Genomic DNA, 11,067 nt, shown 5'->3' with positions numbered 1-11,067 from the left:
CGTCACCGATGTCCTGAGACATCAACTGTCACCAATGTCCTGATACAGAACTGTCACCGATGTCCCGAGACATCACACATGAGCCAGAACCACGCCGTGTAGTAGTGCGACAGGGCCACGTTCGAGCCGAACAGATGGAACGCGAGCAAGGCCCCGAGCCCCGTGCTCAGGAACAGCACCAGACGCGACGGCCGCGCGACGACGAGCGCCGCCACGCTCCCGACGCCGACGACGACGAGGGCCGGAGCCCCCATCCCGACGAGCATGTACCAGAGGTTCGACCACCACGGAGGCGTCGCGGTCACCTCGCCGGCCACCGCGACCATATGACCGACCTCGTTATGCTCCGACTGCATTTCCAGCATGTAGGTGATCGCCGCGACCATATCGACCGGCCAATACAAGGCGACGAACGAGGCCCCCAGCACGGCGACGAAGATCGCGACGTCGCGAGCCACGCGCCAAAACGGGCGGCGAACGAACGCCAGCGTGAGGAACGCAGCAGGAAAACAGCAGCGGACACCTTCGACGTGACGGCGGCCCCCATCAGGGCGCCCGATAGCGCGATCCACCACCACTTGTCCCGGCGATACCACTGCCAAGCCGCTGCCGCGGCCCCGACGAGAAACAGCACCATGACGGGCTCCAGCAAGGCGAACCGATCGAGGCGAACAATGGTGTCGTCGTTACCTCGCGGAAGCCCGAACCAGAGGAGGACCGGGATGAGCGTCAAGGCTCCGCCGAGCTCACGACGCAACCAGGCCCACAGGATGACGCCCGTGAGTAGTACGCAGATCCCGGCAAGCACGCGGCCGGACACCAGGCCCTGACCGCCAAGCAGCTGCGCCAGGCCGTACAGGTACTTCGCGGTCGGTGGGTGCTCGAGGTTCGCCGTCATGTCCCCGTGCACGTACGCCCAACCCGCGTCGATGTATGCGCGCTCGTCGACGTTCTCGTTTGCGGCACCCACGTTCCAAAGACTCAAGTACGCACCCCAGAGGAACACGACGGCGGCCGCGATCAGCTCAGCGAGCCGCCGATGCCCGGCGGACAGAGACAAGCGCCGGCGCCCGTGCGCCGCAACAGATGGGGACTCAGAGGGAGTGACGACGGCCGGTTTGGTGAGGGAGTGTGTAGTCAATGAACGGTCTTTCATTCGGCGCACTGGGGCGCAAGGGGACCACGACGGCGATTCGTCGCGGGGGAGGGGCCGCGATTACGCGGCAGTGAGCGCGACGAAGCGCATCTGGGGGTCGCCCCAGTGGCAGGTCTGCAAGAGCAGTGACCCGGTGAGCCCCAGAACATCGCGCGTGGAACTGCCGAACTTGGCAACGTCGCGGAAGTCGGAGACGACGTAGACCGAGGCAGAGCCATCGGCGGCGACGACCTCGACGCGCTCACCAACTGACCAGGGCAGAATCACGTCGCCGCCACAGCCGTTGTGGGCTGCGTAGACAGGCTGGAGGCCATCTTGGGCCGCGTAGCTTTCAAGCTGCGGGAAGGAGCCGTCGCAGGCATCCATGAGGGCCTCAGAGCCCAAATCTCCGAGACGCACGCTTGGCATTCGTTCCCCGTTCGCAGTTGCCGGGGGAGCCAACAAAAGTGCAGCTTCGTTCGCCGCAGCACGAGCCTCGCCATAACCACGCTCGACGAGGTGTGGGGCGAACAGGGAAAGGCCGAGTGTTGCGGCTCCGAGTGCCATCGCGCCCGCGCCGAGCGTGTAGAGAACGGCACGTCGCAGCCGCCGGCGCGCGCGTGTGCGCGCCCGCGATCGGCGCGCGTCACGACGACGGATCGGAACATCAGGCGTCAGGAGTGTCTCGACTGGCGCAGTGGTCGGGTGGAACATCGCATCTCCGCTTCGGTTAAAGCGACGGCCCACACCCGGGGGGTTGGGTGTGGGCCGTCAGTTCAGGGGTTGCTAGGGGTTAGCTCTCGTTGGTTGCCTCGCCCTCAGCGTTCTTGCGACGCTTCGCCATCAGCACAACGCCACCGACCAGGGCAGCGATTCCGAGGAGGATGCCGCCACCGATCGCGGCCTGCTCAGCACCCGTGGTCGCGAGCGACTCAGGCTGCGACGGCTTAGCGGGAACGGTCGTCGGCGTCGGGGTCGGCGTCGGGGCGGGGGTCGTGAACGCGTGAGCCGGGTCGTTGTCGGTGACCTTGGTGCCCTTCGGCGTGGTCGCCTCGACGGTCATGGTGTTGACGTGCTGCACACCCGCACCCAGAGCCGGCAGGATCGCCGTGCAGTTCGTCGACGCACCCGGGGCGAGCTCGTACGTCTCACAGGTGATCTTGTCCGTCGCGATGACGTCGTCCGTCACCTTGATCGTGACCGGAACCTTGAGCGGGTTCGTAACCACGCCCTTGACGTTGCCGTCCGCGTCGGGCTTGAGCTCTACAGCATCGGCCACTGTGTTCGCGTCCTTCTCGTTGATGAACTTCACGATGTTGATGCCCGGGTTGTACGCGTTCGCCGGGTCCTCGTCCTTGACGGGAGGGCCACCGTTCGGCGGCGTGCCGATGACGGTGAGGGTGTTCTGGTGCCACTCGCCCGGCTTGAGCACGTCGCCTGTCGCCTTGCACTCGGTCGACGCGAACGGCGCGAGCACCATCGTGTCGCAGGTGAACGCGCCCTCCGGGAGCACGTCGTCGCTGAGGGCCAGGTCAAGCGTCGTGCCACCCTTGTTCACGATGGTCGCCGTGAACTCGAGAGGCTTGCCGTCTGTTACTTCAGCCGCGGTGTCGGCGTCGTTCGCGTCCTCACCGTTGACGTACTTGGTGACTTCGAGGGATGCGGGGATGAGCGGCACGGTGAGGGCGTCGCGCGCCTCGACCTTCTGGAAGGCCCAGTCGTCCATGATGCGCATGTCGCCCCACGAGCCGGTCACGCCGTTGTTCTGGTTGGGCGAGTCGCCGCCTGCATCCCAGCCGTGTACTCCGCCGGCAGACGGCGTGCCGTCGCTCTTGAACTGAGGTGTGGTCGACCAGCGCTCGGCGCTCGTTGCGCCCTCGAACATGGTGTCGTCCCAGTACAGCGACGAGTCACCCGCCGACGGCCCGTTGAGTGTCGTGATTGACAGGCCACCGATGGACGTCTCCGTGTCGTTACGGATGAAGTGCAGGGGGTTCGCCTGCTCGGTCGCGACCTCGATGTTGACGGGAACCTCGATGTTGACCGGGTTGCCGGCCGCGTCGAGACCGTCCCACTTGAGCGAGAACGGGCCCTCCTCGAGGACCTGGACCTTCTCGTGGCGATCGACAGCATCCGAGTAGGACCCGTTGCCGTCGGCGTCGATGTTGACCGAGACGACGCCAGATCCGCCGGTCATCTCACCGGTGATGGTGCCCGCGTTCGCCGTCTCCGCATCGCGCGCGAAACCGGTGATCTTGAGGCTGAGTTCCTGCAGGGCGGGGTTGACCCACGTGTCACTGCTGCGCCCATCGCCCCAGTTCTCGACCGACGCCGGGAGATCCGCGGCAGGCTCGTCCAGGAACAGACGGAACGAATCGAGGCCTTCGACCTCGCCAGCGGTCGCAGGAGTCCAGTAGTCAGCGCCGGCCCCATCGAGCTCCGGGCTGTGCTGCTGCGGCACGGACTTGAAGACGCTGACGCCTTCGCCCTTCTTCGCGTTGCCGATGTTGTTCATGACCAGCGTAGAATCCACGCCGTCGTAGCCGTTCAGGTCGATCTTGTACTTGGCACCCGCTGAGTTGATCGCGTAGACGACGTGATCTGCGACGCCGGATGACCGGATTGCGAGGGACTCCGACCAGACGCGGCCCGGCTTGGACTGACCGTCGGAGCCGAGCACGGCTACCGACCACTCCATGTTTGCGGCCACGTAGTCGTTTGCTGGCTGCGTCTTGAGGTCGATGATGTCGATGGACCAGTTGCCGGAGACGGCGGACGTGAAGGTGCCACCGAGGGTGGCGGACGGGGCCGTGACCTCGCCCGAGTCATAGACCACGGCGCCCGCCGGGTCCTTGATGACGACGCGGCCACCCTGCGTAGCGGGGTTCTCAGCGAAGTGGTGCGCCTCGAACTCCGCGTGCAGCTGCTCGCCGGCCGCAGCGAACGCGAAGAGCGTCGTCGTGCCGGCGTTTGGCTTCCCACCCTGAATGAGCGTGCCGTCGAGCGTGGACGTCGCTGAGCCAGCAGGAGTCGAGACGGCAGCGTTGGCACCAACACCGCCGCTGATGACCGACCCCGCGAGCACGGCGAACGCCAACGCTCCGAGTGTTGCCCGCCGAGCGCGGTGGCGCTTCGTTGGAGCCTTTGTTGTGGTTTCCATGGTTCCCTCCCGGCACGACTGAGGCGCGCCGTGTGGACGTGTACGTACCGCACATGCTTCGATTAAAGCTGTACTGTTACAGTAAATAGCACTACTAACATTTACTGCAAGTCCAAGGGTGAGATCCACCACACCCTCCCGTGGGAGGTGCATCGCACGTTTCTGACAGAAAGGGGCCACAATGGAGGCGTGCCTTCGTATGTTGCCAAGTACCCCGACCCAGAAGTGGCTGGAGCCATGGCGCAGCGCGGCCTGCTAATGCAGCCCATCCGCACCGAGATCGTCAAGCTGCTGATTCGGCAGACTGAACCCGTCACGGTGCCGGAGATTGCCAAAGCCATCGACGTCGATTACCACCCGACCCACCGGCACATGAAGGAGCTTCAGGCCATGGGTTGGGTCACTCCAGTGCTCGTCGCGGAGGACACCACGCGCCGCTACCAGCTCGACGTCGACGCTGTGGGGGAGCACCTGTTCGAGTACCTTCACGACACCGTGGGTGACCGCTTCACCGACCTCTTGCACGCACACCTCGGCAAGGCGGGCTCGGTCGCGACTGATTAGTAGCCCTCAGGATGAGTAAAGGGGCGGGATTTCACCCCCGCCCCTTTACTTTGCCGCCGCTACCTGTCTGGTTCGTCGTCACCCGCGTGCAGGACGGCCACTTCAATGCGGCGCAGGTCCTCTTCGGTGAGAACCTGCCCCGACTCGACCAGGGCTGACAGGAGCCGAGCGATCCGGTTCAGCACCTTCGTGTGTTCGCGCAGTGGCTTGAGCAGGCGGGATTCGACGGGGCGTCGGTCCTGATTGATGCCGTCTGAGCGCTGAGCGATCTCGCGGTTCACGAGCTCACGCGTCCAGCGAGCTGTTTGACGGTAGCCATCGCTCGACGATTCGTGCTCCCAGGCATTGCGTTCGGCATCAGAGAGGCGCACCGACACCACATGCTCGCGGAGCTCGTCAGACTTGGCCATGAATCTCCCAGTTGCTTGTTCCGCGCAAGCATACCGAGTGCGTCAATTCTGCTCAGGCTGATCGCCATTAGGCCTCCTACTTGTCCCCAGACACGAGGCACGTGGTGCAGTCAAAATCCCCGGCTTCGTGGCGCTCGTGCTGCCACCGCCGCTTCGGCCAGACCGTTGTGAGCGCATCGAGCACGCCATGGATTGAGAGTGAGTACAGGCCAGACTCGTGCAGCACCAGGCCTCGAGACACATGCTCATCCAACATCTCCTGAGCCGCGGCGGGCCCAATGCAGAGATGGTGAGCAACATCGCTCGCGTGCTTCGGACCAGCGGCCAGCATGTGCAGGAAATGTCCCCCGGGGTACGGCGGGAACATGTCCGGGTCATGATCCGGGTGAATCAGCTCAAGGTAGTGCGAGGTGGGGGCCAGTGGCGAAACCCGATCCTGCGCGTCTGCCCGGGGTTGAGCGTCCATCATGTGTGCACCTTACCGTATCTCTAGCTCGAAATTTGGGCTAAGCGTAGCGCTTGACCCGAGGGGCATGCGACCACGTGGTTGGCCGACCTGTGACGTCTGGTTCCTCGACTCGTCACGTCACCGTGCGATGTGCTCGAGGCCGGTGCTCCGGTCGCGTGAGGCCCCCCAAAGGTGCCAACCAGTCGCCTGGTGGCCGGTTGCTAGACTTGTCTAGCTCCCCCGTTGAATATCTGAGCACAGTTTGCTAGACATGTCTAGGTACGGACCTGGACACGTCCAAGTTAAGAAAGAAACAGGACGAAAATGGATGTGACGGGCGGACTACCCCGTGACGAGCTAGCGCGACGCATGAATCTCCTCATGGACGTTGTGCAGGCTGATGACGGCGAGCCATACACCTATCGACTCATTGCGGAGCGATTGAAGGAGCAGGGCATCACGCTCTCCCGGGCACGGTGGGCATACATCCTCAGTGGTGAGATGTACGACGTGAAGGACCGCCCACTACTGGAAGGGCTGGCGCGAATCTTCGACGTGCCGGCCTCGTATCTGCTGAGCGATAGCGGCGAGGTCCCCGAACGTGTCAACTCGCAACTGGAGTTCGTCCGCTCGCTGCGAGCCCGCAGGGTCAAGGCATTCGCCGCTCGCACGCTTGACGGAGTCTCTCCGGAAACGTTGAAAGCCATCACTGACTTCCTCAATCGAGACATTAAGGAGTGAGCCCCATGGATGACCTCGTGGTGGCTGAACTGCAAGGGCTGCGAGGCCAGTCCAGCGTGGACATTCCGTACCTCGCACAGCTCATCGGTGCACGCCGGGGCACGACGGTTGAGATCTCCGAACTCGAAGCGCTCACTGCCGGCGACACCTGCGGATACTGGATACCCCTCCCAGCAGAGCGTCGAGACGTCATCCTGCATGCCCCCACACCTTCCGAGGTGCACAGGCAGCAACTGATCCTGCACGAGCTGGCACACATGTTCCTCCGCCACGACGAATCGGACGACCTTGAGGAACACATGAGTCGATTCATTCCGGACCTCCCCGGGGTGCGCGTCTTTGCGCGCTCATCGTTCCACGACGAGCTCGAGCTCGCTGCCGAACGACTCGCTGATACGCTCGCAGCGCTCATCAGGTCCTCAAGTCGCGAGCCCGGCTCGTTCGAGGGCATTTGGGGATGATCTCCGAAGTTGTTGCCGCGTTCCTGTGGGCACTCGTCCTCGCGCAACTCCTGCGTGCTCGACGTCGCAAGAATCACAGCGTCTTGTACTCGGCGCTCACGATCACGGTTTCGCTCACGCTCAACATCGACAGCGTCTACCTCGCCGTAGACGCCGTTCTCGGCGGACGCAACCTGGCCGACCTCATCGCCAACGCTCTACTCATGACCGGCCTCTACTTCTTGTTCCTGGCCGTCATCGGGGCAGCATGGACGGTAGGTGCACGCTTTGTCCGAACCCCATTGCGGTGGTTCCTCGCCGCATCCCTGGCCGTCATCACGGTCACCTTCTTCTTCATCGATGCCCCACGCTCGTCGACGTCGTTCATGATCGACTACGGGGCGCAGCCTGCGGCGTCGCTGTACTCGATTCTCCAGTTCGTATTCATCGGTGTGGTGACTGGCACCGGCGCCTATGTCTGTGCGGTCTATGCCTGGCGCATGAACCGCTGGTCATACCGAATCGGCTTCTCGCTCGTCGGTGTCGGCTGCGTCTTTGCTGTCGCTCTGTCCGCCCTCGTTGTAGCCATGGACGTCGTCCACGTCGCTGGCGATGCGGCCACCCTGGGTGAGTTGCAGAGCTGGTACTGGCCGCTTTACGCGCCAGCCCTCGTGGCCATGTCGATCGGCGCAGCCCTTCCGGCAGTGATGGGGTAGGTCAGTGCCACTCGCACCCGCTACCAACTCGTTCGCAGCCTCGTTCCGCTCGAGGAGCTCTGGCAACAGGTTCAAGCGGCCGACTACGAGCTCCCAGCCGTGCAGGCCAGCGCACTCGACGAACGTGTGCACAGGTTGCACGTTGAGGTTCGCGATGCACTACTCCGTCACCCGGATATCGAAGCCTCCCTCCGCCCAGATCAGCAGGCGCTGCTAGCTCGCGTCGATCAGACGCTCCGCCGTCACTGATGCGCACACGCTACTGGCTCCCTGTTGGCTTCGCCATCACCGTCGCCGGCGTGACAACGCTCCTTGCTCGAGCAATCACGCGAGTCACCCCGACCCGTCGGCGCGAAGAGCTCCTGGCCGTCGACCAGAACAAGATCACCTTCGCGAGCACCCACACCACGCGCCTACCGGGCCGCTATGCCGTCATCGACCCGGACAGCGGGGCACACGCGCAGCTTGGCGCCGTCATTCACGACGACGGCAAGCGAGTCACGCGTGAGCTCGAGAACACCACCGGCCGATTCACGCCTGGACCCGTGCGCTGGTCCGGGGTCTACCACTCCACGCCCGGCCAAGTAGGGCAGCACCGTACCGTGGAAATTGCAGCGACGTCCGGGATACTCGACGGGTGGATCTTCAACGAACGAGCCAAGAGCAGCACCTGGGCGGTCCACATTCACGGCCAAGGGGCGACCCTCCACAGCGCACTGCGGGGAGTGCCAGCCTGTACGCGCGCCGGCCTCACCTCGCTCGTGGCGCCCTACTACGGAGACCGGCGAGCTGCCGCTGACCCGCACCGGACCACGTTCGGTGCCCTCGAAGGACGCGACGTCCACGCAGGTATCGAGTTCGCGCGCAGAGCCGGCGCGAGTCACGTAGTTCTGGTCGGTTGGTCACTCGGGGCTCACGTCGCACTCGGGCTGGCTCAAGCAACGAACCTTCCAGTGCGCGCGCTCGTACTCATCGACCCACCCCTGGACTGGCGAGGCGTCCTCGAGCATTACAGGCGTCGCGGCCGATTCATCCCGCGTCCCTTGTTCGCGGCCGCACTCGCACTGATTCAAGCACCCATCCTGCATCGAGCAGCGGGCATCCCGGTCCCTGTTCCCTTGCATCGCAACTACCTCGACCTGCCGATGGAGACGAGCATCCCCGTGCTCGCCATCACGAGCGACGGCGATCGAGACGTGCCGACGATGCAACTCGAGCACTTCGCACGACTGAACACCAGCGTTCGCGTCGAACGATTCCCGCACGTGCCCCACACTATGGAATGGAATCGTGACGCCGAGCGCTGGGACTCGATCGTCGCTGAGTTCTGCGTCAGTCACTCGCGTCCCGTCGCGGACTAACCAGCCTTCGGCTGGGTGCCACAAAACCGTGCTGCGCCCGCTTTTGCGCCCTCGGTTTCTGCTGCCGAACTTCTCGACTGGCGCGGGGTTCGGTTGCGCCAGGGGATACGTCGCCTCATTGACAGAGAGGGGTGTCCCTGCGTTTACCCGTAGAGCCATTCCCATGCAAGCAGCGGCAAGCCCTGGGTGTCACTATTGGTGAGCATGACGGAAGTCGACGCGCCAGGGGTGCCGAGGATCTGCGCGAACGAAGCGCGGTCGTCCGGCCCCAGGGCCTCCTCGTGCTCTTGCCAGGGGGCCTTCCCGCCGATCACGTAGAACGCCTCGATCGTGCCGACCACAGCCTCGCCCCAGGGTGCCGCCGGCTCAAGAGACATGGACAGCACGGGGGTCAAGTGCAAGTCGACGGCCCGAGTCCAGGCCGCACGAAGTTGTGTGAGGTTCGGCTCGCCGCCATCGGTCGTGGTTTCGACTCTGAGTGTTAGGTCCGCGTGGGTGTCAGCTTCACCGAACCACTCCCTTGTCGTCGGCCAGAGCTGCCCCACGCATGGGAACGGCATTCCAAAGTCCCGGTGCCACCGACCGAGAAGTGGTCGCATCCAGGTCGGCACCGCGGGATTCGGGCCCTGCGGATCTGCTCGCATCGCCAGGTGCCACTGCCACCAAGCCTCAGATGGCCAACGGCTGAGGTATTCATCGTCGACTCCGGCCGCCTTTTTGAGCCATCCCAGCGACTCAAGCAGGCGGTGCCTATTGATGTCCGGGCTCTTGTTGTTCGCGGCTGTGCTCATGCATAACAAGTTACATTAAATGTAAGACGGTGGGGTGGGCTGCGCCAGAAACGATCGTTTCCGACGCGGCAGTCGTCGAGTCTGTTGACGTCAATGACACGCCGGTTCCGAGTGCGCCGAAACTCCGCGTCGAAACCAAAACGCGCCGAAAGGTGGTAGTCACCGTTTCTGACGCACAGCGCTACGCTCACTTCATGACATCGACCATCGGATATGCGCGCGTCTCCACGCGAGCCCAAAACGTGGACTCGCAGGTTGCCGAGCTCGAGGCGGCAGGGTGCGTCAAGGTCTTTGTCGATCACGGCGAATCCAGCCGCATCGCCAATCGGCCTCGGTGGCGGGCGTGCCTCGAATACTTGCGCGAAGGGGACATGCTCACCATTCGCGCACTGGACCGAATTGCAGGCACGGAACAGATGGCCCTCGAGGAAATTCGATCGCTCGCGACGCGGGGTATTCGACTCCGCAGTCTCACGGAGCCGTTTCTCGACATAGACGCGACCACTCCCATGGGTGAGGCAATGCTTGGGTTCATGGCAGTGCTCGCGCAGCTGCGCGTCTCAACGATTCGCGAGAACACAAAGCGAGGAGTTGAACATGCGCGCCGACAAGGCCGGGTTGGCGGACGCCCCACTGTCATGAACGAAGACAAGACCCGGGAAGCGCTGCGAATGCGAGCTGAGGCCGGCATGAGCTTCCGGCAAATCGCCAACATCCTGAGCGTGGGGGAGGCATCCGTTCGGCGGGCCGTCGCACGCGAAGCCAGCAGCGAGATCGTGCTGACGCCTGATGTTGCCGCGGGGTTGCATCCACCAGTCCTCCCCGGGATCTAGGGCGTGTCTGATAAAGCCCTGCTCCAAGCGATGACTGCGTTCAGGGCGGCGGCTGCGCGGTAGACGAGGGCGAGCTTGTCGTGGCGGGTGGCGAGGCCTCTCCATTGCTTGAGGTGGCAGAAGCGACGCTCGATCACGTTGCGTCCGCGGTAGTCGTCCCGGTCGTAACCGACGGGGCGACCGCCGCGGGAGCCTCGTCGTTTCCGGTTCCTTTGCTGGTCGGCGGGCTCCGGGATCACCGACCGGATCCCGCGCTCACGCAGGTGCGCGCGAATCGCCCGCGAGGAGTAGGCCTTGTCACCTAGGACCGCGTCGGGTCTCGTCCGAGGACGCCCGAGCGGGCGAGCGACGCGCAACTGCTCGAGCAGTGGCAGGAACATCGGGGAATCGCCCGCCTGGCCTGGCGTGACCTCGATCACCAACGGCAGTCCGGACCCGTCCACGAGCTGGTGAATCTTGGTCGAGAGG

Annotated in this window: 13 protein-coding genes and 1 pseudogene; 6 read left to right on the top strand and 8 right to left on the bottom strand. The window is 64.2% G+C overall.

Going from position 1 to position 11,067, the window contains the following annotated elements:
- Positions 1–53 precede the first annotated feature (53 nt).
- The 4 genes and pseudogenes from ACPYN9_RS17115 to ACPYN9_RS17100 all read right to left on the bottom strand — a co-directional run bounded on the left by ACPYN9_RS17115 (position 54) and on the right by ACPYN9_RS17100 (position 4,295).
- Complete coding sequence (locus ACPYN9_RS17115; protein ID WP_424468089.1) at positions 54–458, bottom strand: hypothetical protein; 405 nt, start codon at positions 456–458, stop codon at positions 54–56.
- 53 nt (positions 459–511) lie between these two features.
- Positions 512–898 (bottom strand): annotated as a pseudogene (locus ACPYN9_RS17110) (glycosyltransferase family 39 protein); the annotation flags it as partial.
- A 318-nt stretch (positions 899–1,216) separates the two neighbouring features.
- A complete protein-coding gene (locus ACPYN9_RS17105; RefSeq protein ID WP_424468087.1) occupies positions 1,217–1,564 on the bottom strand; it encodes a hypothetical protein in 348 nt (115 codons plus the stop codon).
- A 364-nt stretch (positions 1,565–1,928) separates the two neighbouring features.
- Positions 1,929–4,295, bottom strand: coding sequence for a hypothetical protein (locus ACPYN9_RS17100; RefSeq protein ID WP_424468085.1), 2,367 nt, complete (start codon positions 4,293–4,295; stop codon positions 1,929–1,931).
- A gap of 189 nt (positions 4,296–4,484) precedes the next feature.
- Between ACPYN9_RS17100 and ACPYN9_RS17095 the strand changes: the two genes are divergently transcribed.
- The gene (locus ACPYN9_RS17095) at positions 4,485–4,859 is read left to right on the top strand and encodes a winged helix-turn-helix domain-containing protein (RefSeq protein ID WP_424468083.1); all 375 of its coding nucleotides are present in this window, start codon (positions 4,485–4,487) and stop codon (positions 4,857–4,859) included.
- A gap of 59 nt (positions 4,860–4,918) precedes the next feature.
- Here the strand turns inward: ACPYN9_RS17095 and ACPYN9_RS17090 are convergent, their stop codons facing one another.
- Both ACPYN9_RS17090 and ACPYN9_RS17085 read right to left on the bottom strand, forming a co-directional pair.
- Positions 4,919–5,269 carry a hypothetical protein gene (locus tag ACPYN9_RS17090; RefSeq protein WP_424468081.1) on the bottom strand — a complete coding sequence of 117 codons (351 nt, stop codon included), beginning with the start codon at positions 5,267–5,269 and terminating at the stop codon, positions 4,919–4,921.
- Between the two features lie 76 nt (positions 5,270–5,345).
- Positions 5,346–5,738, bottom strand: coding sequence for a hypothetical protein (locus ACPYN9_RS17085; RefSeq protein ID WP_424468079.1), 393 nt, complete (start codon positions 5,736–5,738; stop codon positions 5,346–5,348).
- Between the two features lie 360 nt (positions 5,739–6,098).
- Between ACPYN9_RS17085 and ACPYN9_RS17080 the strand changes: the two genes are divergently transcribed.
- From ACPYN9_RS17080 to ACPYN9_RS17065, 4 genes are all read left to right on the top strand, one after another.
- Positions 6,099–6,458 carry a hypothetical protein gene (locus ACPYN9_RS17080; RefSeq protein WP_424468077.1) on the top strand — a complete coding sequence of 120 codons (360 nt, stop codon included), beginning with the start codon at positions 6,099–6,101 and terminating at the stop codon, positions 6,456–6,458.
- A 5-nt stretch (positions 6,459–6,463) separates the two neighbouring features.
- Positions 6,464–6,919 (top strand): hypothetical protein, encoded by a 456-nt coding sequence (locus ACPYN9_RS17075; protein ID WP_424468075.1) that lies wholly within the window; start codon positions 6,464–6,466, stop codon positions 6,917–6,919.
- Positions 6,916–7,614, top strand: a complete 699-nt coding sequence (locus ACPYN9_RS17070) for a hypothetical protein (protein WP_424468073.1) — start codon at positions 6,916–6,918, stop codon at positions 7,612–7,614. Before ACPYN9_RS17075 ends, ACPYN9_RS17070 begins: the two co-directional genes overlap by 4 nt.
- A gap of 248 nt (positions 7,615–7,862) precedes the next feature.
- Positions 7,863–8,975: an alpha/beta hydrolase gene (locus ACPYN9_RS17065; protein ID WP_424468071.1), complete on the top strand. Its 1,113-nt coding sequence runs from the start codon at positions 7,863–7,865 to the stop codon at positions 8,973–8,975.
- A 143-nt stretch (positions 8,976–9,118) separates the two neighbouring features.
- On the opposite strand, the gene ACPYN9_RS17060 is transcribed toward ACPYN9_RS17065, so the two are convergent.
- Positions 9,119–9,766, bottom strand: a complete 648-nt coding sequence (locus tag ACPYN9_RS17060; RefSeq protein WP_424468069.1) for a hypothetical protein — start codon at positions 9,764–9,766, stop codon at positions 9,119–9,121.
- A 29-nt stretch (positions 9,767–9,795) separates the two neighbouring features.
- Here ACPYN9_RS17060 and ACPYN9_RS17055 point away from each other — a divergent pair, with 29 nt between their 5' ends.
- Positions 9,796–10,599: a recombinase family protein gene (locus ACPYN9_RS17055; protein WP_424468067.1), complete on the top strand. Its 804-nt coding sequence runs from the start codon at positions 9,796–9,798 to the stop codon at positions 10,597–10,599.
- On the opposite strand, the gene ACPYN9_RS17050 is transcribed toward ACPYN9_RS17055, so the two are convergent.
- The coding region (locus tag ACPYN9_RS17050) for an IS5 family transposase (protein WP_424468065.1) at positions 10,596–11,067 on the bottom strand (472 nt) is incomplete at its 5' end. The two genes, ACPYN9_RS17055 and ACPYN9_RS17050, sit on opposite strands and share 4 nt — an antisense overlap.

The organism is Pseudoclavibacter helvolus (genome assembly GCF_049707175.1).
Lineage (GTDB): Bacteria > Actinomycetota > Actinomycetes > Actinomycetales > Microbacteriaceae > Pseudoclavibacter > Pseudoclavibacter helvolus_A.
The sequence above is the reverse complement of the archived record's forward strand: the minus strand, read 5'-3'. Positions and strand labels throughout refer to the sequence as shown.